This is a genomic window from Selenomonas sp. oral taxon 892 str. F0426, from assembly GCF_000468035.1.
GTDB lineage: Bacteria > Bacillota > Negativicutes > Selenomonadales > Selenomonadaceae > Centipeda.
The window spans coordinates 145,567-167,899 of the sequence record NZ_KI260545.1; the positions used below are offsets into that span (position 1 = coordinate 145,567).

Below are 22,333 nucleotides of genomic sequence, written 5' to 3' on the forward strand. Positions count from 1 at the left end.
TGCGGACTGCCGCAGAGGACGTTACAGTTTTTCGATCTTGGCGAGGCAGGCCTTGAACTCCTGCTCCTGTGCGTTCGGGTCGAGCGCGTCTATGGTGAGGTAGTTGCCCGAGGGGCCTGTCGAGAGGCTCTTGAATCCCCAGTTGTATGGGATCCAGATCATGTGTGTAAGTTTACCGTTGATCATGAGCGGCTGTGCACGCTTCGTAACCATCGCCTTCACGTCGATGCTCGCGCGCGCTGTGCTGACACGGACGAGATCACCACCCCGAATACCGAGCTCGACGGCAAGCTGCTCCGGCATCTCGACGAACGGCTCTTTGACCAGCTCGTTGAGGTACGGAATGTTGCGTGTCACCGTGCCAGAGCACCAGTGCTCTGTAAGGCTTGAGGAGCATAGGACGTGCGGATACTCGTCAGGCGTGCCGATCTTGTGATACTCCGGCACACGCGGGTAGATGACACAGGGGTTGAATTCGGTCTTTTGCCCCTCGTTCATGACATTCTTCGTCGGGCTCTCGACCGGCTCGTAGAACTCAGGCAGCGGTCCATCGACCGGTGTCGAGGAGTGGTCGCGCGTCATGCCGTTCTCCACATCGCTGTACTCAGCGGCGAAGATGCGAGCGATGCCCTCAGCGTTCATGCGGAACGGCTTCTGCCCTGCGGGAGTGTTCGGCCCCTGCGTACGGTCGCCGACATCGGGAACATCGTAGCCGTCCCACATCCCCTTCGCCTCATCCCACCAGACGAGTTTCTGCCCCGGACGGACAGGCTTGCCGTTCTCATCGCAGGAAGCGCGGTTGTAGAGCATATGGATGTTGTCCGGCCAGACCCATGCGAAGTTCGGGTAGATCCCCATGTCGCCGTGGTCTTCCTGTCCGCGGCGCCGCGCCATGTGCACGCCGTCGCCATAGACGCCCGTGAAGATCCACATCCCCGCCATCGTCGTGCCGTCGTCGCGGATCTCGCGGATCCCGCGCAGGAGATGTCCGTCCTTCAGATCGTAGCCGTTGCACTCCTTCATGACGTTCTCAACATAGGTCTCGCCGTTCTCTGGGTCGCCGTAGTTCCATGTGAGGAGCTTGATGATGTTGTCCTTCGGGTCGGTCGAATCCTTGTAGAGTTCGCGGATGCGCTTCCAGAGCTTGTCGATGATCCAGTAGTCGGGGCGCGACATATTTACCGGATCGGGCCCCTTCATGCGCCACTGGATCATGCGCTGCGAGTTCGTCATCGTGCCGCAGCGCTCAAGGTAAGAGGCAGCAGGCAGGAAGATGACCTCAGTCTTGATGTCCGCCGGATTGTCGCCCGGACGCTCCCAGAATGCCGCCGTCTCGTTGACGAAGACATCCTGCACAATGAGTGTGTCGAGGTTCTTGAGACCTGCATTGATCATCGTGAGGTTCGCGTTCGACACCTGCGGGTTCTGTCCGCAGACATAGATGCACTTGACGATGCCCTCGATTGCCTTCTCGAACATGACATAGAGCGAGTCATTGTGCGTGCCGTTGCGGATCGGCAGGGCGTTGAACATATAGTCGTTCGACGCATTCGCCGCATCGCCGAACCATGCCTTGAGCAGATTCTTGAGGTTCTTCGCCTTGGCCGTACCGTTGCTCTGCGTCCACTTCGCGAGGGAATTCGTCTTATGCGTCGGATACGAAAGGTATGCCGGCAGATACTGGAACATGATGCCGTAGTCTGTGGAGGACTGCACGTTCGGCTGACCGCGCATCGCATCGATGCCGCCGCCCGAGACGCCGATGTTGCCCATCAGCAGCTGCATGATGGTGAAGCAGCGGATGTTGCCGACACCGATCGTATGCTGGCACATGCCAAGCGCGTACATCATAACTGTCGGCGTATGCGAGGAGAAGATCTCCGCCGCCTTCTGGATGTCCTCCACAGGCATGCCCGTGATCGCCGATGCCTTCTCGAACGTGTAACGCGAGAAGTGCTTCGCGAGGTGATCCATGACCGTGCCCTGCGCCGCCATCGACGATGCCTTCATCGGCTTTCCGTCCGGCCCCAGCTTGTACCCCCACGTCGTCTTGTCGTAGGTGCGCGTCTTCTCGTCATAGCCAGAGAAGATGCCCGCATCAAAGTTGTAGTCGTCGCGCAGGAGGCAGAATGCGTTCGTGTTGCGGCGCAGATAGTCAGCATCATATTTCTTATTTTGAATGATATAATTTATAATTGCTCCGAGGAATGCGATATCTGTACCAGTACGAAGCTGGAAGAAATGATCTGCCACACGCGAGGTACGGGTATAGCGCACGTCAACATGGACGATGATCGCGCCGTTGTCCTTTGCCTTCATGACGTTCTTCATCCCCATGGGATGGCACTCCGCCATGTTTGAGCCCTCAATCCAGATGAGCTTTGCATGCTTGAGGTTGTACCACGAGCCGGTCATCGCGCCGCGTCCGAATGCAGCACCGAGCGCAGGCGGTGTCGTTGCATGACAGACACGCGTCTGGTTGTCAAGCTTGACCACGCCGAGACCGCGCACCATCTTGATGATCTGATAGCACTCTTCATTGTTGATCTGCGAGCCGCCGATCAGACCGATGGCATCCGTGCGGTTGCTCATGAACTTCTGGCCCTTGACCTCATCCTCGCCGATCCAGTTCTCGTCACGCGCCTTCTTGAGCGCACGCGCTGCACGGTCGATGGCCTCCTCCCAGCTGATCTCCTCCCAGTGATCGCTGCCAGGTGCGCGATACATCGGACTCTTCGGCCGCTCTGCCGAGTTCGGGATGTGTCCGTAGCCTACGCCCTTCGGGCAGAGCCCCCCCCGGTTAACGGGATGATCTGCCGCGCCTTCGAGGTTGATCAGCTTACCGTCCTTGACATAGCCGATCGTTCCGCAGCCGCAGGCGCAGAAGTGGCAGACGGAGGTGAATTCCCGACCGCCCGTCAGCTTGTACTCTTTCGCAGCCGCCTCGACTGTTGCGACATCAAGGCCGAGACTCGCCAGAGCCAGCCCGACGCCGCTTAGCCCAGTGGCTTTTAGAAAGTCACGTCTGCTAAGGTTCATCGTGATTCTCCTTTCGTATCGGCGGACAAACCGCCGACAGACTCTCCTAAATCAGAATCAGTAACATCTATGAAAAACAAGGTTGCCCCTGTTCTCCCCATGATTAATCGAGCACAATGCGTTCGGGGTTCGCATATACACAGAACGACCCCGGTGCCATGCGTGCACAGAGCGTAATTCCAAGCTTATGTGCCACATTCAGCGAGAGTGTCGTCGGCACAGATTTCGCCGCGACTGCACCAATGCCCATACGCCCAAGTTTTAGCATCATTTCCGACGAGCAGCGCCCGCTGAAGACGATGATTTTATCGGAAATCTCCACGTGATTTTTGAGCGCCCAGCCATAGAGTTTGTCAAAGACGTTATGGCGGCCGACATCCTCACGGAAGACAAGGATTTTCTTATGCGTTTGATCGAACAGCACTCCACTGTGAACGCCGTTCGTCCGATCGTGCGTTTTCGAGAGACCTGCGAGCAGCTCATCTGCCGTCGCGAGAATATCGGACGCGCAGAAGCGTACGTCGCGCGGCCGCTCAAAGATCTCCTCCGGGCGCAGCTTCAAAATCCTGCGCGCCGAGAAATACCGCGGGTTCCGAACGGCTTCCTCTGCCCAGCGCTGCGCGTCCTCTGTGGTACGCACCGCAGCAGAGAGGTGCTCTGCGTCCACCGTCATCTTCATGATGTCATCATACGTGCGGATACGCCCCATCTGGGCAAGCATACCGACAACGAGATCCTCAAAGTCCACGGGTGAGCAGAACGCCGTTGTAAGATTCTCCCCGTTGAGGTCGATGTCGAAGTAGACCTCCTCGGATGTATATTTATGATCCGAGACGAAGGTATTCCCCTCGGACACATAGCGGGTTACGGGAACGTCGATAAAGTCGCTGCGCTGAATTTCCATTTCCCTGTTTTTCCATTCCAACCATTACATTGTCAAAAACATCGTACCGTCTGCACCGTAGAGCGGGCGTCCCATGAGGAAAAGCACGAGGCGCACCGCCGTCTCCATATCGTCCAGATCCGTGCACAGAATGCCTTCATCCGCATAATCCTTTGCAAAGAGCGCCGCAACGCGCTCGTCGATCTCCGGCACTCCCAGCCCGCGATAGAGCATCAGTGTCGGCAAAACACCGCGTGAACGACTCTCCGTTATATATAAATCCACACTATTAGGAATCATTTTCGCAATAAGATTCTGAAAATCCTGCCGGGTTTTCGTTTTTTGCTGAATAAAATATCCATCCGGAGAACTTACGGCAACCGCCTCCGCTCCCGCCGCCGAAAAACGTGCTGTGTCCTTGCCCGCTGTGTCAAGCTGAAAACCGTGGCTGTCGCTCTTGATGACCGCTGTACGCACACCGCGCTCGCGCAGAAGTGGGATGAGCCGCTCGATAAAGGTAGTCTTGCCCGTGCCCGAAGCGGGCGCGGCAATGGAGAGAATGGGGCACGCGCGCTGCTCGTTCGCAAGACGACCGCGTGCAAGGCGATAGGCAGCGGGCGTATTCACATTGAAGAACAGCCCTGCGTCCACCGTGAGCGGAAGTTCCCGTACGACGAGGTCCCGCAGGATGATGCCGAGCTTGCGGTCACCTTGTGCAATCGCAGCGGCAAACGCCGTGCCTGCATCCCGTCGGTAGAGTGCGGCAAGCGGCTGCCAGTAGCCGAAGAGGGTCGGCAGTACGACCTGGGTCTCTCCCTCTGCCTCCGGCAGGAGTGCCCGCACGAGTTCGAACTCGTAGAAGGGCATATCTGCCGAGAGGACGAGCGCCCACTTCGTTTTCGCAGCCGCAAGACCTGCCGCAATCGCCGCCGCAGGTCCCTGCGCCGGCAGCTTGTCCGTGACGAGCTGCGCCCCGTACTCCTCCGCAAGTGCCGTGAGATCACTGCGATCGCCCTCTGCCGCGAGTACGATGGAGCGGAATCCCGCCGCACGCCCCTTGCGGAGCGTGCGGGCCAGCAGCGATTCGCCATTCAGCGGCAGAAATCGCTTGTCCGTGCCCATGCGCGTACTCTTCCCGCCTGCCGCGACAATGAGCGTAAGATCGGCGGGACTCATCGCGCACACTCACCCGTATCGCCGCGCAGGATCTCAATGCCGTGCTGCAGCTGCGGCAGGATGAACGTGAGACACTCGCGTACCGCCTTCTCACTGCCCGGCAGATTGACGATCAGCGAGCGCTTCCGAATGCCCGCCGCTGCTCGCGTGAGCATGGCACGCGGCGTCACCTGCATGGAGAGCGCCCGCATCGCCTCGGGGATGCCCGGTGTCTCACGCTCGATCACCTCGCGCGTCGCCTCAGGGGTCACGTCGCGCACGGAGAACCCCGTGCCGCCCGTCGTGAGGATCAGCCCCACGCCGCGCTCCGCCCAGAGCGTCATCTCGCGCACAAGCTGCTCCTTCTCGTCGGGTACGATGTTAAAGCCCGCGACGTGGTACCCCGCCTCCGTCAGGAGTTCACGAATCGCCGCACCGCTCGCATCCTCGCGCTCACCGCGTGCGCCCTTGTCACTCGCCGTGATGACGGCAGCATCGAGCGGAATCTTCTCCGTCGTGATCTCCAGCTGATCGCCGACCGTCACCCACCCGCCGTGCAGGACACGCGCAAAGACTCCCTCGCGCGGCATGATGCAGTCACCGACCTGATGATAGATCTGGCAGTGGCTGTGGCACTCCTTGCCGATCTGCGTGATCTCAAGGAAGACATCCCCGACGCGCAGCCGCGTCCCAATCGGCAGCTCCTTGAAACGGAACCCCTCGGCAACGACATTCTCGCCGAATGCGCCAAAGTCTACATCCGCACCGCGTGCACGGAAATCATCAATCTCACCAAGACCGAGAAGGCTGACCTGACGGTGCCAGTCGCCCGCATGGGCATCACCGTCGATGCCAAACTCCGTCATAAAGAAGACGCGATCCAACGCGTGCTTCTGCGTACCGCGCTTCTCGCTGATACAGAGCGCCCGGATCTCTCCCATATTAACCCCCAACCTGATACATGGCGCGCCGGTCGCGCGTCTCCGTGTCCATCTCGAAATAGTGCTCCTCGGGCTTTTTCCAAACCGCGTGCGCGATTGCGTCCGCCAACTGTTCATCCGTCGCCCCGCCGCGCAGGAGCGCGCGCGTATCCAATCCCGCACTGCTGTAGAGGCAGAGCTTCAAAAAGCCCTCTGCCGTTAGGCGCACGCGGTTGCACGTATCGCAGAATTTATGCTCCATCGCATCAATGAAGCCGAGCGCTCCACGGAACCCGGCGGGTCGCACATAGGCAGCCGGCCCCACGGGGACAGCGTTTCCATGCGTCGCCTCGCCCACGGGGAGCAGCGCACCGAACGCCGCTTTCAGCCGTGCCCGCACCTCGTCCATCGGTACGCCCTGATAGCCCTCCGTGCGCGCGCAGCCGATCGGCATGAGTTCGATGAAGCGCATCTTTACGGAATAGTCCCGCGCAAGCGCCGCAAGCGCCGTGATCTCATCATCGTTGACGCCCGCAATCGGCACACAGTTCATCTTGACATCAAGCCGCTTCTCCTCGGTCAGCCGTGTGAGCGACTCCATGACCGCACCGAAGGACGGGCGGCGCGTGATGGACAAGAATCTGCCGCCGTCGAGCGTGTCGAGGCTGAGATTCACCGCATCCAGACCCGCATCAAGCAGTTCGTCCATCATCTCACCGAGCAGGACACCGTTCGTCGTGATGGCGACCGTCTCGATGCCATTGATTTCCTTCAGTCCGCGCACAAGATGTACAATGTCCCGCCGCACGAGCGGCTCGCCGCCCGTCAGGCGCACCTTTCGGATCCCCATGCCAGCGAGTGCACGCACATTGCGCAGGATCTCCTCATAGGAAAGAATGTCCGCATGTGCGAGCTTCTTCACACCGTGTGCCGGCATGCAGTAGCGACACCGCAGATTGCAGCAGTCCGTTACCGAAATGCGCAGATATTCAATTTTCCTCTGAAATTGATCCTGCATAATGGCCTTCTATCTAAAATTAAAGGATTACGACCTCTACCTCTGTCCCTGCCGCCAGCGGCTTCGTCCCCGCCGGCACATCCACGAACGCATCGCAGCCCGCCGCCGAAAAGAGCGATCCGGACTCGTGCTGGTCGGGCAGTGAGACGCGTCCGTCCGCCTCGATCCGTGCACGCAGGAAGCGCCGTCCGGGGCAGTCCTTTGGGAACGCATCCGCAAGCACGGCTCGCCGGCGCGAAAGCGTAACCTCCGTCTCACCCGCGAGATGCGCCAGTGCCGCACGCGCCATCAGTTCGAATGTCGCGTAGGCGGCAAATGGATTGCCCGAGAGCGCAAGCCCAAGCATTTTCCCGCGCGTATAGGCAATCGCGGGCGCACCCGGCTTCATGCAGACGCGCCAGAACAGCCGCTCGGCGCCAAGCGCGGGCACAACGCCGTGCATGATATCCTTCTTGCCCACGGACACACCGCCCGAGGTCAGGAAAAGATCCACCTTGTCCGCATAGGAGGCGATCATCTCTGCCGCCTTTTCAACGTCATCGGGCACAGCACCAAGGACGGTGACCTCCGCTCCAAGCTCCTTCAACCGCCCCGCAAGCAAGTAGAGATTGCTGTTGTAGATCTTGCCGGGGCGCAGCGGCTCGCCCGGTTGAAGCAGCTCGTCTCCGGTACTCGCCACCGCGACGCGCACGCGCCGATAGACGAGAACATCACCGTACCCCTCACTCGCGAGCACCGCCAGATGCGCCGCACGAATGCGCTGCCCCTGCCGGAGGAGCAGCGTTCCCTTCTTGATATCCTCTCCTGCGTAGCAGTAGTTCTCGTACGGCTCGGAGGTGAACGGAACGTGTATTGTGTCCCCGTCCTCGCGCACGTCCTCCTGCCGCACCACACAGTCGCAGCCCTTCGGAATCGCACCGCCCGTCATGATGCGGACACATTCGCCCGCACCGACCTGCCCCGCGAAGAAATCGCCCGCACACTCCTCGCCGATCACGCGCAGTGCAACGGGGCTTTCCGCCGTGGCACGCGCCGTACTTGCCGCCGCAAAGGTATAGCCATCGAGCGGCGAACGGTCAAACGGCGGATTGTCAAAGCCCGCGAGCAGATCCTCTCCTGCGACACGGCCTACGGCATCCAACAGGGGAACACGCTCCGTCTCACTGACCGCCTGCGTATGTGCGAGCAGCACTTCTACGGCCTGCTCGAGTTCGATGTCCTGCATGATGCCCCCCATTTCTATGATAGTTATATCTTATAATTATAGTATATATATTTTTTTGTGCACTATGTCTGTATCAAATGTCACTTTGACACAGTTTTTTCTGAAAGTCAAAATGTGTTGTTCATTTCCCAAACGGACATACAGGATAGTGGCAGACCTTGCACTCCATGCAGAGACCCCCTATGCCGAGGCGCGTGATCTCGCGCCTTGTCCACTCACTGCCCGCAACGACGCGCGGCAGAATGATGTCAAAGATCGTCGCTGGCGAATACATAACGCAGCCTGGCAGTCCCATGATCGGCACCTGTCGTCCGTCCTTTTCATAGTAGGCAAGCAGGAACATCGCTCCCGGCAGCACAGGTGCACCGTACGTCACCACACGCGCCCCCGTAGCTTTGATCGCAGCGGGCGTACGGTCGTCAGGGTCGACGCTCATACCGCCCGTGCAGAGCACCATGTCCATGCCGAGTTCCAGCAGTTCCGCAATCGCCGCGCGTGTGTGCTCCGTCCCGTCGTCTGAGAGGCGGTGTTCATCCACCTTCAGTCCAAACGCACGCAGCTTCGTGTCAAGTACGGGGGTAAAGGTATCCTTGATGCGCCCGTGAAAAACCTCCGAGCCGGTCGTCACAACACCGACCTTCATTTTTTTATACGGTAAAACGCGCAGCAGCGGTTCATCACCCGCCGTTACGCGCACTTTTTCCATAATATCTTTTGCAATGACAAGCGGAATCACACGCATGCCCGCCAGCTTCGTTCCAGCCTTTACCGGAAAGTGCTGCGCGATCGTCGCGATCATCACATCCTCGATCTCGTTCACTGCGTCAAGTGCGTTTTCGCGCACCTCGAAGACACCCGCCACCGTCGATGTCAGTTCGATCTTGCCTTCCTTCGGCTCACTCGCCGCCATGTATTCGCTCTGACAGAGGTCACGCAGAATAGCCGCTGCATCGTTCTCGTGCAGCATATTCTCGTCCTCTTCCCAGACGTAGATATGCTCCTTGCCAAGGCGCAGCAATACCTCAACATCCTCCGCGCGAATCACATCGCCTTTGCGAAAACGCGCCCCTTTGCGCTCTCCGCGCACAATCTCCGTAATATCATGGCAGAGAACCATCCCTACCGCATCCTGAACGCGAACCTCCCGCATAGTACTCTCCCCGCTCCATCGGTACGTGAACCTTCCCCCAAAGGCACACGACATAAGACATAGTTTATATTGATTTTTTTCGATTTTAGAGAAGTTAACACTTCTCTAAAAATTATTCTCATTTATATATCCTTCTTATTAAGTATATCACATAAAATAAATTTTCTCTATGATTTTTCGTAAATGAGAATGTTTTTTCTGTCCTTCATCCTCCCCCCTTTTTTTATGTCGCTAAAAACGAAAAGCGATTGATTTTCCATTTGCGTTACGCTATGATTAAAACATTCGGACAGAAAGGAGGAGTAGTTATGCCGAGTCAGGGTCTGACGCATTTCGACGCGGGCGGCTCTGCCATCATGGTCGACGTCAGCGGCAAAGAAAAGACGCACCGCGAGGCGATCGCAAGCGGCCGCATTTACGTGAGCAATGAAGTCTATGCCGCCATCGCGGACGGCACGGCGGCAAAGGGAGACGTACTCGGCGTCGCACGCATCGCCGGCATCATGGCAGCAAAGCGTACCTCAGATACGATCCCTCTCTGCCACCCGCTGCCGCTTTCCAAGTGTACGGTCGACTTCGCACTCGAGGAGGTACCGCGTCACGCCGTCCACGTCACCGCCGCCGTGAAAGTCACGGGCGAGACAGGCGTCGAGATGGAGGCACTGCATGCCGTGAGCGTTGCACTGCTGACCATCTACGATATGTGCAAGGCACTCGACAAGCGCATGGAGATCACGGACATCCGCCTCGAGCGCAAGTCCGGCGGCAAAAGCGGTACATTCGCCCGCTGAGGGGAAAGAAGTACCCACTCCGAGCAAGGATGATCTACGGCAGGACACTGCTATGATGCCTTGCCTGACAGTTTTTGTCACGGGGTATGACGGGAAACGGTCATGCCTACCCATTTGTAAAGGAGCAACAACATGAAACTCAAGAATCTACTCACGGCGGGACTTACCGCCATGGCACTCTTCACGGCAGGCTGCGTTGGCGGCGGCAACTCTGCGAACAAGATGGATACGCCGAAGGAAGGACTGGTCGAGCTGCAGGTCTCTGCGGCGGCGAGCCTCACGGACGCGATGAAGGAACTCGGCGGCATGTACGAGAAGGAGCACGGGAATACGAAGCTCGTCTTCAACTTCGGCAGCAGCGGCGCACTCCAGCAGGCGATTGAGAACGGCGGCGCCGCCGACGTATTCGTCTCCGCTGCTCAGAAGCAGATGAATGCCCTCGATGAGAAAAAACTCCTTGAGGACGGCACGCGCGTCGATCTGCTCATCAACGATGTAGTGCTGATCACGGCGAAGGACAGTGCGCTGAACCTCCCCGACTTCAAGGCAGTGCTTGACCCGCAGGTCACGCACATCGCGCTCGGCGAACCGAAGGGCGTGCCCGTCGGACAGTACAGCGAGGAGGTCTTTACGAAACTCGACATCCTCGACGAGGTGAAGGCGCGTGCCGTCTACGGCTCCGATGTCCGTCAGGTGCTCGCATGGGTCGAGAGTGGTGACGCGGACTGCGGCGTTGTCTACGCGACGGATGCCGCGATCTCGGACAAGGTGAAGGTCGCTGCGGTCGCTGCCGCCGATACACATAAGCCCATCGTCTATCCCGCAGCCGTGCTCAAGGACGCAAAGAATATGAAGGAAGCAAAGGATTTCCTCGCCTTCCTCCAGACCGATGCCGCGAAGAAGGTCTTTGAGAAATACGGCTTCAAAGTGAAGTAATGACGGACGAAACACTATCGCCGCTCATTATCTCGCTCGAGGTCGCGGGGCTTGCGACGGTAATCACCTTCTTCGTCGGTATTGCCCTCGCCTACGGTGTGCTGCAGATCCGCAGCCGCCTCGCGGGCACGATCGCCGATGCCGTGATTACCCTGCCGCTCGTCCTGCCGCCGACCGTCGTCGGATTCTTCCTCCTGCTCTTCCTCGGGAAGCGCAGTACCATCGGGGGGTTCCTCCTGTCAATCGACCTGCCACTCGTCTTTACTTGGCGTGCGGCGGTCATCGCGGCGGTCATCGTGAGCCTCCCGCTCATGTACCGCACGGCGCGCGGTGCATTCGAGGCAATCGACCGCAACATGATCCATGCGGCGCAGACACTCAGCGTCAGCAACTGGCGCATCTTTTGGCGGATCATCCTGCCGAATGCACGCCACGGCATCCTCGCAGGGCTTGTCCTCTCGTTTGCCCGTGCACTCGGTGAGTTCGGCGCAACCATCATGTTCGCGGGCAACATCCCGGGACGCACGCAGACCATGTCCACCGCCATCTATGCGGCGGTGCAGGCGAACGACTACGACCTCGCCTTCCGCTGGGCAGTCATCATCTCCCTGTTCTCGCTCTTCTTTATTGGAGCGATGAATCTATACCTCAAGCGGGAGGTGCGTGAATGAAGCTCGTCGTCAACATCGAAAAGCACCTGCGCGACTTCACGCTTGCGGCAGACTTTACGCTGACAGACACCACGCTTGCGCTTCTCGGCGCATCGGGCAGCGGCAAGAGCATGACGCTCAAGTGCATCGCGGGACTCGAGCGTCCCGACCGCGGGCAGATCGTCCTGAACGAACGCATCCTCTTTGACAGCGAAAAGGGCATCGACCTCCCGCCGCAGGCGCGCAGCGTCGGCTATCTCTTTCAGAACTACGCACTCTTTCCGAACATGACCGTGCGCGAGAACATCACCTTTGCGCTCTCCGGAACGCAGGAGGAAAAGGAGCGTATCTTTGCGGAGAACGTCGCACGCTTTTCACTTGAGGGACTTGAAAACGCCTATCCGGCGGCTCTCTCGGGCGGACAGCAGCAGCGCGTCGCCTTTGCACGCATCCTCGCACGCGGCGCAGATCTGCTGCTCCTCGACGAACCGCTCTCCGCACTCGACACACATCTCAAGTGGCAGATCGAGACAGCACTGCGTGAAATCCTTGCGATGCAGGGTATCTCGGCGATCCTTGTCACCCACGACCGTGACGAGGCATTCCGCATCGCACGCGAGATCGCGACCATCGATCGCGGGCAGCTCACGCCGCCGATGGACAAACACGCACTGTTTCGGAATCCCGGTACGCGTGCCGCGACCACACTCACGGGCTGCAAGAACATCTCTGCCGCCCGCCGTGTAGATGAAACACACGTCGCAGCGACGGACTGGGGCATCACGCTCCGCGTCGCGGACACGGCGACAGACGTGCGGCACATCGCCGTCCGCGCACACTATCTCGTGCTTGCATCGGAGAGCGATGCGGATGCGCTCCCCGCACACATCGCCGAGGTCATCGAGAGCACCTTTACCTACATCGTCATGCTGCGCTTTGCAGATGGGGCAGTGCCCATTCGCTGGGAAATCGACAAAGCGACGTGGCACGCACGCGAAGCCGGTATCGGCGACATATTGTATTTCAATTTTCCTGTTGAGGAACTCATGCTCCTTAGGGACTAAGAACACGCTAGAACTAAAAACCCGAACCGTGACAAAACGTCACTGTTCGGGTTTTTTCTATGCGCGCCGTGTGAGCGTCCCCTCTGTCATCGTATAGCAAGTATCGGCATACCCTGCTGCCTCGTGCTCATGCGTCACGAGGAGGACTGCAGTGCCTGCATCTGCCGTCTCACGCAGGAGGCTGAGGACGCTCCTCGTATTCTCCTCATCGAGATCGCCCGTCGGCTCATCTGCGAGCAGGATTCCGGGCTGCATCACAAGCGCGCGTGCGATTGTCACGCGCCTGAGTTCCCCGCCCGAGAGTTCCGACGGCGTCACCGCACCAAGTTTTCGGATGCCGAGACGTTCCATCAGTGCCCCCGCACGTGCGGCAGCCTGCTCCTGTGTCCCCGTGAGGAGAGCAGGCAGCAGGATATTCTCGCGTACCGAAAGCGCCGCGAGCGACATCAGGCGCTGCGGCACAATGCCGATACGGCGGCTGCGCAGACGCGTACGTGCGTCCTCCCCCATCGCATAGAGATCCACACCATCCACGAGCACGCGCCCTGTCACGGGCTTCATCAGCCCCCCGAGAATGTGGAGCAGCGTGCTCTTTCCGCTGCCCGAACGCCCCGTCACCACTGTAAGAGTCCCCGCTGCAAGGTGGAAATCCGTCTCCTGTACCGCTATGAAATAGCCATCCTTTGCACTATAGCGCAAAAAGTCCTGACTGATTTTCTCCGCACGAAGTTCCATCATCCATCCTCCCGCAGCATCTCACTGATTGACGTATTCGCCACACGTCCCACCGTCCACGCTGCCGAAAGGGTTCCCGACAGGATTGCCACAGCAAGGGTGTTCGCGGCGAGCATTGCAATCGTCCCGATATCCGGCAGGAGATAGGGCCGCATCAGCCCCTCCTTCATGAGTCCGGCAAACGGCAGCAGGACAATCGCGCCGATGGCAATGCCTGCCGCCCCGCCTGCCGCCGAGGTAATAACAGCCTCCGTCAGCATCAATCGCAGCAAGAAGGAGCGTGTTGCACCCGCGATACGCAGGATCAGGAACTCACGCCGCCGCTCCCGCGCCGACAGATGAAATCCGATGCCGAGAATGACAATGGCAATCCCCCAGACGAACACAATCAGGACGCCGACCGTTTCGAGAATGCCGCCGAGTCCTGCCTCCACATGATGCACCATCCCATGCGCCGGCTTTGCCGCGAGCGCGGGATAGCTCTCATTGATGGCAGCCGCGAGTCCATCGGGCGTAAAGCCCTCCACCGTCCGAATCATCACGGCAGAGATGGCATTTTCCGTTGGGATCCCTTGGAAGTAGTCGAAGCCCGATGATGCCGCATTTGCCATCATCGCACGCATTGTCTCCATATTTGTATAGACAGCCGTATCCATCCCCGTCCCCGTCGGACTCAGCCGCCCGACCACGCGGCACGGCGTGTTGTAAAATGTCAGCATCGCATCCGCAGGAACGGAGATGCCGCTGCCGACGAGGATGTCCCCGAAGCCCATCTCCGCAGCATGGCTCTCCTGCATCCACGGACGAATCGTGAAATCCGCCGCGGGGTCAAAACCGATCAGCTGCACCGCTACCGAGCAGCAGCCCGCATTCGCCGAGGCGAGGAAGAACTGCGGCGCTGCCTGAGCGACCCCCGTCATGCCGCGCAGTTCATCCAGATAACGCGCCTCCATATAGAAGTGCGCGGGCACGCCCTGTACGAGCACGCCCTCAAGCATCTGCGCATCTGCCGCCGGCTTCGGCAGCACCACAACATCTGCCCCAAGCCGCTGCTGAAAGCGCATGAGTCCCCCTTGAAGCCCGAGCAGCATCTCAGAGCCGCCAAAGATCACGAGCGCGAGTATTGCGACGAGCGCAGCCAGCACAGCGGAACGCGCCGCATTTCGGCGGCAGTTACGCAGGGCAAGCAGATACGCAAACTTCATTCATTCTCCCCCCGTCGATAGACATATACATCCACGAGCGCAAGCATGAGATTCAGCAGGGAGAACACCGTCACTGCCGGCTCCATCATAGTATGGCAGTGCATCATCTCCATCATGCAGAGATCGATGAGATGCTCCGGCAGCACAAGTGCAAGCACAGCAAGCGGAATCATTGCAAGCGCAAGACCGATCTTTATCTGTGCGCGCGGAGTGACGAGGTGCATGACTGCGATCGCGAGAAGCACCGCTGCAACCCCCTTGAGTGCCTGGCCCGCCCAGTGACATATCATCCATGTTCCGTCAGGACGTGCATCACAGGGTGCAAACACTGTCTGTATTCCAACACAAAATATAAGATTCAGCACAACGAGAAGCACATCCGTCACGCCAAAACGCCTTTTTTTTGCATTCATAACAACAACTCCTTCAATGAGATAACTCATTTTCTTATCGTAACAAAATTAAGAATAGTTTTCAACGACTTTTTCAACAAACGCAAAAGAACCGCAGTAATAACTGCGGTTCTATATTTACAAATGGCAGGGGTAGCTGGACTCGAACCAACGCATGCGGGATTCAGAATCCCGTGCCTTACCAACTTGGCGATACCCCTGTGTCGCCTTTAGCAACAAGGGGAATTATAGCCGAAAACAAACGCCTTGTCAAGAACTTTTTTAAGATGTACTCAATATTGGGCTGAGTTTATCCGCGCCTTCGTCCAAGAATCAAGCCCGCTTCCGCAAGTCCTCCTGCGCATCCTCTGCTGCCTCCTGCTCAAGGGCAAGAACCGCCTGAACAAGAATGGCACACTCAAGACGTTTTTTCTGAATCTCACAGCCAACTTCGTACGGATGGCGAATATCCCCGTGGAAGAGGTCTGCATTCGCGTGACAGCCGCCGCTGCAGTAAAACCGCGCCCAGCAGTCACGACAGAGCGGCTTGTTGAGGACATGTGAGTTGCGAAAATACGTCGGCAGCTCCAGATTCTCTACCCCTGTGAAAACAGAGCCAAGGCGATATCCCTCACGCCCGACGAACTGGTGGCATGGATAGAGGTCGCCGTTCTCCGCAACGGCATAGTACTCGTGCCCCGCCCCGCAGCCCGCAAGCCGCTTCGCCACGCACGGCCCATGATTGAGATCCATATTGAAGTGGAAGAAGAAGAACCCCTTCCCCGCACGCACGCGGCTGAGATACGTCTCCGTCAGATGATCGTACTCAGCAAAGATGCGTGGCAGATCTGCTTCCGTAAAGCCGAGTGGGCTGTCCTTCAGCACGACCGGCTCCATCGAGAGGATGTCAAAGCCCGCCTCGTTCATCGCGAGCACATCCTTCGTAAAGTCCAGATTCTCGCGCGTATACGTCCCGCGCAGGTAGTAGTCGTTTCCACCTCGCGCATCCACGAGCTTCTTGAAGTTCTTCATCACGACATCATACGAACCGTTGCCGCGCACATCGGGGCGCATGGCATCATGTACCTCACGCCGACCATCCGAAGAGAGCACGACCGAGATGTTGTTATCGTTCAGCCACGCAATATTCTTATCCGAAAGGAGCATACCGTTCGTTGTAAGTGTCAGCTTGAACTCCTTGCCCGTCTCCTGCTCACGTTTCCGAACGTATTCTGTGACCTCCTTCACCGTGCGCAGATTCATCAGCGGCTCCCCGCCGAAGAAGTCGATCTCGCAGTGCTTACGCGGACCGCATCCATTGATGATGAAGTCCACTGCCGCACGCCCAACCTCAGGACTCATGACGGCGCGATGCCCGCCGTAGCTGCCGCCGTCGCCAAAGCAGTACTTGCAGCGCAGATTGCAGTCCTGCGCCACCATCAGGCAGAGCGACTTCACGAGCCCACGCGACTTGAACGTCGGCGGCACATCGATATCGGGCGCAAAGAGTGCGCCTGCCGCCATCAGTTCATGCAGCTCGCCGCACGCCTCGCGCAGCTCCTCCTCTGGATAACGCCCCGCAAGGCGCGCAACAACTGCCTCGTCATTCGTCCCGTCGAAGTCGTCCATCATATCGTAGATCATCTCATCGATCACATGAACAGCACCGCTGTTGATATCAACGAGGATGTGCATATCGTTCTGCTTGAACTTATGCGTTCGGACTTTCATTTGTTCTCCTTCGCTCTCCAAAATACACAGAAAAAGCCCCTCTCGTAAACGAGAAGGGCGAGGCCGATTCCCCTGACTTACTTCGCGCAGGGCTGGTTGCCCACCGTACAGGAAGTCTTGCAGGCGGACTGGCAGGATGCCTGACATTCGCCGCAGCCGCCCGTATAAAGCGTGGACTGCATCGTCGGCTTGTTGACCGTCTTGATATGTTTCATGACTCATTCCTCCTCAATCGGTCTTGTCCTTCAATTTTATCGCATAAATTCCATTTATGCAAGTGGTTTTTCGCTCTCAATCCACTCATCTTCAATGCGGCTGATATCAGCACCAAGCGCAACAAGCTTTGCAACGAAATCATCGTACCCGCGATCAATATGATGGATGTAACCCACACGGGTCTCTCCTTCTGCCACGAGTCCCGCGAGCACCATCGCCGCCCCCGCACGGAGATCCGTTGCACGCACAGAGGCTCCACTGAGCGAGTGCCCACCCTCAACCGTCGCCGAGCGCCCATCGACACGGATCTTTGCCCCCATGCGTTGGAGCTCATCAACGTGCATAAATCGATTCTCAAAGACGGTCTCTGTAACAACGCTCGTCCCCTCTGCAACGGCCAGCATCGCCATGAACTGCGCCTGCATATCCGTCGGAAAGCCGGGGTAGGGCAGTGTCTTGAGGTCAATTGCCTGGAGCGGGCCATCGGCATAGACACGAATCCCCGCAATATCCTCCTCAATCTGCGCGCCCGCTTCTTTTAGCTTTGCTACGACAGGTTTCAGATGCTCACTAATGGCATTCTCGATGAAGACATCGCCGCCCGTCATCGCCGCCGCAACCATATACGTTCCAGCCTCGATACGGTCTGGAATGATCGTATAAGATGCCGCCGAAAGGCCCGGCACACCGTCGATCTTAATACAGTTTGTTCCTGCGCCACGAACGTGCGCTCCCATAACATTGAGATAGTTCGCAAGATCCACAATCTCAGGCTCAAGTGCCGGATTCTCGAGGATGGTTTGCCCCTCAGCACAGGATGCCGCCATCATCACATTTTCCGTGGCACCTACACTCGGAAAGTCAAAATAGATGCGTGCGCCCCTTAAACCATTTGGCGCAGAGGCATGAATCGCCCCCTGCGTGATCTCGATCTTTGCACCGAGTGCCTCAAAGCCCTTGAGATGCAGATCAATCGGCCGCGTCCCAATCGCACAGCCACCCGGCAGCGAGATCTCCGCCCGACCTTCGCGTGCGAGCAGCGGCCCCATAATGAGAAAGGATGCACGCATCTTGCGGACGAGCTCGTATGGCGCCGATACCGTATCAATCTTCGACGCATCGATCGTCAGCCGATGATCGGCAGCCGAATAGTTCGCCTTGACGCCAAGAGATTGCAGAACTGAGGAGATCGTATAGACATCCTCAAGTGCCGGCACATCCTCAAGTACGCTCACACCACGGCTACCGAGAAGTGCTGCCGCAATGATCGGCAGCACTGCATTCTTTGCACCGCCAATCTTCACGCGTCCACGCAGAGCATTTCCTCCGTGAATGACCAGTTGTTCCATTCGCCGTTTCCCTCCCTGCGGTCTCTTATTCCTCTACCTTGAGCGTTGCATGTATCACGTTCTCAATCACATATGGTGCGAAGAATCTCTCTTTTTCTTCCTTCTTATTTGGATCAGCAAGCAGCTTGACGCGCTTCTCAGGCTCTTCTTTCGCGGCACGCGCCGATGCTTTTGCTGCTGCCTTCACGCGTTTCTTCATCTCCTTTTCGGAGGTTGGTACCGGCGCTGCACCAGGCGCAATGATAATTTCGTTATTCTCTCCCTGCTCCGCAAGCTCACGCAGACGGTCTCCTGTCGACTTGAAGCGTTCCTCATCATCTGGGATCTCGAGCCCTGCCTGCGCAAAGAGCATCAGCGGGTTCACCGGTACAAACCCACCTCCGCGAATATCAAGCGTCAGAGGGCCTGCAGGCTGCGTCTTAGGCACCTGATAGGGAATCGAAAGGGTCTCCTCTGCCTTGCGGTAGGGACGTATCGTCGTCTTGAATGTCACCGTATCTCCAGGCCTCACCGTCATCTTATCCGGAACTGCCGAGACCAAGAGGGCCGTCTGTCGGTCGGGATTCAGCTCTACATCCACATTGACATCAATCAGATCGGATTCCTTCTCTGCATTTGTCACAATCAAGTTCATCGCCTGCAGGAGTTCCGTTACAGCAAGCTGCCCAACATCTGCTCCGCTATAGTACATATTGCGGCGCTCGAAAAGGCCTCCCTCATAGGCGTTCGTGCGAATCGCAAAGCGCACGCGTGCCGTGCTGCTGCCGAGTGAATCCGAGACACGGCTCATCGCCGCATAAGTGACACTGCCCGAAAGAATCGGCAAAAAGTCCTCGTCATAGGCAATCTGCGCACCGAATGTCTCCTCCGCCCCAAGTGCATTGTCCTTTATACGAATCTGAACAGGTACCGCCGTTGGAAACGTCCCAAGAATCCCAGCAATCCCCGTTTCGCGATCCTGGTTGACGCGGCCAATCACACTGCCAATGTTTGCGATCTTCACGCCATTGCTCTGCCCAGAAATCGTACCAATAACATCCGCATCTGTCATGAAATAATTGACATTGCCCTTATGCATAAAGGAGTGCCCAAAGGCAACAACTTTCTTCCCTTCAACCGCCGTTACCGTACCTGTCGCGCCGATACTGAAGTCTCCGTAGACAAGCGCCACGCCGACCGGCTGCCCCCCCGCAAGAGATGCATCATACCGTGTATGGACTTTTCCACTTGCGGCCGATCCGCCCATAGGGAGAAGTGTGGAACTGCCCATCGGAAGCTTATCCTGCAAATAGCGCAGTCCCGCAGCATTAAAACCGCGCGTAAAGAAATACGCCTTTTCCTCCGCAGAGTTTGCCGAAACATCCTGACCATCTGTGGGTTTTGTATCCGTATGCGTCGTATCGTCGGAGGAGACATCATCCTTCTTCTCAGAAGAACTCTCGTCCGTCTCTGGCACAGAGGCCTCCGGCTTTTCACCATTGAGCGCCGCAATCATATCACGCCACTCTGCCTCGCGCTCCTCCTGTGACATCTTCGCAAACGCCTTCTCACGTTCACGCAGACGGCGCTTTTCCTCTGCCTTCTTGCGATCCTCAAGTTCCTTTACAATGTTGACCGTATCAATATTAGTCTGATTTTTCGTGTCTGGCATCGACCAAAGCGGTGTCATATCTTCGATCGGAGTAATAAAGAAGGTATAGGGACTGAGATCCTTCAGCCCTGCTGCAAGCGCACCGACAAGGCGTCCGTCCACATAGATAGGGCTGCCGCTCATCCCTTGGAGTACGCCGCCGACTTCCTCGATAAAGGCACCGCTCGTCCGCGCCATGATCATGCGCTGGTCACCTTTGCCGGCCTCCATACGTCCTATAATTTCGACGGGAAATGTGCGAAGATCACCAGACGCATCAAGCACCGTATATGCTGTCCCCTGCATCCCCTCAACAATCTCACTGTACGGGAGAATTGGAGGCATTGCATGAGCCGATGGCGTGTAAAAATTTATTGTCAGAGCAAAAAGAGACGCCGCTGCAAGGCGTTTCAAATTATATCGCAAAATGTCACCTCAAAAAAACATGCTACAATAGAGTCTATCCGCTCTATTGTAGCACACACAAAAAAATTTCGCTAGTTTTTTCGCAAAGACATAGCTTCCTCGTCAAGCAAATGCTCCAGTTCCTCAAGCGTCTGCTGCTTGCTCTCGCGGCCGAGGAGAATCACCGTCCCCGAGATCAGTACAAAGACCGCCGCGAACATCATAAAGATTCCGCTCATTGGGAACGCATTTGCAAGCATCACACCGACAAGCATCGGCGCAATCATCCCGCCAATGCGTCCGAAGCCCGCCGCCCAGCCGCTGCCGAGTGCCCGCATCGACGTCGGATACTGCTCCGGCGTATAGGTGTAGATAACGCCCCACGCACCGAGATTGAAGAAACTCATCGCCGCACCCCAGATGAGGAGCGCCGTGACATCACCCGCATTTCCAAAGAAATAGCTGCACACGCCGCTCAGCAGCAGGAACAGTCCGAGCGTGTAACGACGCCCAATCACATCCACCAGATACGCCGCTGCATAATACCCCGGCAGCTGTGCCAGTGTCATGATAAGCACATACTCGAACGTCTTGACAATCTCAAAGCCCTGCGCGTATACAATCGACGGGAGCCACATAAAGATACCATAGTAGCTGAACACAATGCCGAACCACGCAAGCCAGAGCATCGCCGTACGGCGGCGCATCCCCTTCGCCCAGAGCGTCATAAAGCCCGGCGTCTCTACACGCTCTGCCTCGACCCTGCCCGGTGCGAGCTGATCGAGGAACGGACGCTCCGGCAGCTTCAGCTGTCGCTCGATGTCGCGGATAATCGCCTTTGCCTCGTCCACACGTCCCTTCGACAGGAGATAGCGAATCGACTCCGGCATGTGCAGGCGCAGAAGGAAAACATAGAGGGCGGGCAGCGCACCAATGAGAAATGCCGCCTGCCAGCCAAGCGCAGGAATCAGGAGATAGGCAATGCACGCCGCTGCGAGCCACCCCAGTCCCCAAAAGCTCTCGAGCAGAACAATGAATCGTCCGCGCAGCTTCGCAGGTGCGTACTCGCTCATCAAGGTCGCCGCAACGGGCAGTTCCCCGCCCAGACCAAAGCCTACAAGAAAGCGAAACACAAGCAGCGACTCATAGCTCCACGCCACCGCGCACAGCCCTGTTGATATACTGTAAAGAAGAACCGTGATCGTAAACACCTGCTTGCGTCCAATGCGATCTGCAATCGTACCCGCAAGCACCGCACCAAGCGCCATGCCAATCAGTCCAATGGATCCGATCCATCCCACCTGCGCAGGTGTGAGACCCCACTCTCGCGCAAGCACAGGCAGGACGAATGCAATCAGCCCTGTGTCCATCGCATCGAACAACCAGCCAAGCCCCGTCACAGCAAGCAGCTTATACTGAAATCTGCCAAGAGGCAAATTCTCCAACCGATCCAAAATCATGAGACAACCTCCTTCATCGCGTGCAGTCATCTGTACTGCCGCTCCATCAGAGAAAACAGAAACAGATTCTATTATAGTCACACAATAATGAAAATGCAAGGAGACAAATCACCTCTCCAAAAATCAACACAAAAAAGACCCGTGAATCATCACGAGTCTTTATATATTGCGGCAACTACCTACTCTCCCACGTCGTCTCCAACGAAGTACCCTCGGCCTTTGAACGCTTAACTACTGTGTTCGGAATGGGAACAGGTGGAACCGTTCAGGCATCATCACCGCATCTTCTTGAGTGTTGTACACTCAAAACTTCACAGAAGAAACTGTAAGCAAATTGAATATTTGTAAGTCAAGCCCTCGACCGATTAGTGCTGGTCAG

The 22,333-nt window shown here is 57.4% G+C and carries 19 protein-coding genes, 1 tRNA gene, 1 rRNA gene and 1 riboswitch; of the genes, 4 read left to right on the forward strand and 17 right to left on the reverse strand.

Annotated features, from left to right (window positions below; genetic code table 11):
* Window positions 1–21: 21 nt before the first annotated feature.
* The 7 genes from fdnG to HMPREF1992_RS09405 all read right to left on the reverse strand — a co-directional run bounded on the left by fdnG (window position 22) and on the right by HMPREF1992_RS09405 (window position 9,390).
* Window positions 22–3,039, reverse strand: coding sequence for a formate dehydrogenase-N subunit alpha (gene fdnG / locus HMPREF1992_RS09375; protein ID WP_021685658.1), 3,018 nt, complete (start codon window positions 3,037–3,039; stop codon window positions 22–24).
* 103 nt (window positions 3,040–3,142) lie between these two features.
* The gene (fdhD, locus tag HMPREF1992_RS09380; protein ID WP_021685659.1) at window positions 3,143–3,943 is read right to left on the reverse strand and encodes a formate dehydrogenase accessory sulfurtransferase FdhD; all 801 of its coding nucleotides are present in this window, start codon (window positions 3,941–3,943) and stop codon (window positions 3,143–3,145) included.
* A gap of 24 nt (window positions 3,944–3,967) precedes the next feature.
* On the reverse strand, window positions 3,968–5,098 hold the full coding sequence (mobB, locus tag HMPREF1992_RS09385; protein ID WP_021685660.1) for a molybdopterin-guanine dinucleotide biosynthesis protein B: 1,131 nt from the start codon (window positions 5,096–5,098) through the stop codon (window positions 3,968–3,970).
* Entirely contained in the window at window positions 5,095–6,018 is a 924-nt protein-coding gene (locus HMPREF1992_RS09390; RefSeq protein WP_021685661.1) for an MOSC domain-containing protein, read from the reverse strand. The genes mobB and HMPREF1992_RS09390 overlap by 4 nt, the downstream gene beginning before the upstream one ends.
* Window position 6,019: 1 nt before the next feature.
* Complete coding sequence (moaA, locus tag HMPREF1992_RS09395) at window positions 6,020–7,015, reverse strand: GTP 3',8-cyclase MoaA (RefSeq protein WP_037359448.1); 996 nt, start codon at window positions 7,013–7,015, stop codon at window positions 6,020–6,022.
* Between the two features lie 19 nt (window positions 7,016–7,034).
* Window positions 7,035–8,240 carry a gephyrin-like molybdotransferase Glp gene (glp, locus tag HMPREF1992_RS09400; protein ID WP_037359451.1) on the reverse strand — a complete coding sequence of 402 codons (1,206 nt, stop codon included), beginning with the start codon at window positions 8,238–8,240 and terminating at the stop codon, window positions 7,035–7,037.
* Between the two features lie 121 nt (window positions 8,241–8,361).
* The gene (locus tag HMPREF1992_RS09405; RefSeq protein WP_021685664.1) at window positions 8,362–9,390 is read right to left on the reverse strand and encodes a molybdopterin-binding protein; all 1,029 of its coding nucleotides are present in this window, start codon (window positions 9,388–9,390) and stop codon (window positions 8,362–8,364) included.
* 308 nt (window positions 9,391–9,698) lie between these two features.
* On the opposite strand from HMPREF1992_RS09405, the gene moaC reads away from it, so the two are divergent.
* The 4 genes from moaC to HMPREF1992_RS09425 all read left to right on the forward strand — a co-directional run bounded on the left by moaC (window position 9,699) and on the right by HMPREF1992_RS09425 (window position 12,831).
* Complete coding sequence (moaC, locus tag HMPREF1992_RS09410; RefSeq protein WP_037359454.1) at window positions 9,699–10,181, forward strand: cyclic pyranopterin monophosphate synthase MoaC; 483 nt, start codon at window positions 9,699–9,701, stop codon at window positions 10,179–10,181.
* Between the two features lie 5 nt (window positions 10,182–10,186).
* Window positions 10,187–10,322, forward strand: a riboswitch (molybdenum cofactor riboswitch).
* Complete coding sequence (modA, locus tag HMPREF1992_RS09415; protein ID WP_021685666.1) at window positions 10,314–11,117, forward strand: molybdate ABC transporter substrate-binding protein; 804 nt, start codon at window positions 10,314–10,316, stop codon at window positions 11,115–11,117. (Overlaps the previous riboswitch by 9 nt.)
* Window positions 11,117–11,788 (forward strand): molybdate ABC transporter permease subunit, encoded by a 672-nt coding sequence (modB, locus tag HMPREF1992_RS09420; RefSeq protein WP_021685667.1) that lies wholly within the window; start codon window positions 11,117–11,119, stop codon window positions 11,786–11,788. The genes modA and modB overlap by 1 nt, the downstream gene beginning before the upstream one ends.
* Window positions 11,785–12,831: a sulfate/molybdate ABC transporter ATP-binding protein gene (locus HMPREF1992_RS09425; protein ID WP_021685668.1), complete on the forward strand. Its 1,047-nt coding sequence runs from the start codon at window positions 11,785–11,787 to the stop codon at window positions 12,829–12,831. The genes modB and HMPREF1992_RS09425 overlap by 4 nt, the downstream gene beginning before the upstream one ends.
* A gap of 57 nt (window positions 12,832–12,888) precedes the next feature.
* On the opposite strand, the gene HMPREF1992_RS09430 is transcribed toward HMPREF1992_RS09425, so the two are convergent.
* From HMPREF1992_RS09430 to rrf, 10 genes are all read right to left on the reverse strand, one after another.
* Window positions 12,889–13,569 (reverse strand): ABC transporter ATP-binding protein, encoded by a 681-nt coding sequence (locus HMPREF1992_RS09430; RefSeq protein WP_021685669.1) that lies wholly within the window; start codon window positions 13,567–13,569, stop codon window positions 12,889–12,891.
* The gene (locus tag HMPREF1992_RS09435) at window positions 13,566–14,771 is read right to left on the reverse strand and encodes an ABC transporter permease (RefSeq protein ID WP_021685670.1); all 1,206 of its coding nucleotides are present in this window, start codon (window positions 14,769–14,771) and stop codon (window positions 13,566–13,568) included. Before HMPREF1992_RS09435 ends, HMPREF1992_RS09430 begins: the two co-directional genes overlap by 4 nt.
* The gene (locus HMPREF1992_RS09440) at window positions 14,768–15,184 is read right to left on the reverse strand and encodes a DUF4418 family protein (RefSeq protein ID WP_037359460.1); all 417 of its coding nucleotides are present in this window, start codon (window positions 15,182–15,184) and stop codon (window positions 14,768–14,770) included. Before HMPREF1992_RS09440 ends, HMPREF1992_RS09435 begins: the two co-directional genes overlap by 4 nt.
* A gap of 124 nt (window positions 15,185–15,308) precedes the next feature.
* Window positions 15,309–15,384: transfer RNA gene (locus tag HMPREF1992_RS09445), tRNA-Gln, on the reverse strand.
* Between the two features lie 112 nt (window positions 15,385–15,496).
* Entirely contained in the window at window positions 15,497–16,894 is a 1,398-nt protein-coding gene (scfB, locus tag HMPREF1992_RS09450) for a thioether cross-link-forming SCIFF peptide maturase (RefSeq protein WP_037359463.1), read from the reverse strand.
* A 77-nt stretch (window positions 16,895–16,971) separates the two neighbouring features.
* Complete coding sequence (gene scfA, locus HMPREF1992_RS11255) at window positions 16,972–17,109, reverse strand: six-cysteine ranthipeptide SCIFF (protein ID WP_006691237.1); 138 nt, start codon at window positions 17,107–17,109, stop codon at window positions 16,972–16,974.
* 54 nt (window positions 17,110–17,163) lie between these two features.
* Complete coding sequence (gene murA / locus HMPREF1992_RS09455; protein ID WP_021685673.1) at window positions 17,164–18,459, reverse strand: UDP-N-acetylglucosamine 1-carboxyvinyltransferase; 1,296 nt, start codon at window positions 18,457–18,459, stop codon at window positions 17,164–17,166.
* Between the two features lie 25 nt (window positions 18,460–18,484).
* Window positions 18,485–20,434: a SpoIVB peptidase S55 domain-containing protein gene (locus tag HMPREF1992_RS09460; RefSeq protein WP_021685674.1), complete on the reverse strand. Its 1,950-nt coding sequence runs from the start codon at window positions 20,432–20,434 to the stop codon at window positions 18,485–18,487.
* 152 nt (window positions 20,435–20,586) lie between these two features.
* Entirely contained in the window at window positions 20,587–21,954 is a 1,368-nt protein-coding gene (locus HMPREF1992_RS09465) for an MFS transporter (RefSeq protein ID WP_021685675.1), read from the reverse strand.
* Between the two features lie 166 nt (window positions 21,955–22,120).
* A 5S ribosomal RNA gene (gene rrf / locus HMPREF1992_RS09470) occupies window positions 22,121–22,237 on the reverse strand.
* Between the last annotated feature and the right edge of the window lie 96 nt (window positions 22,238–22,333).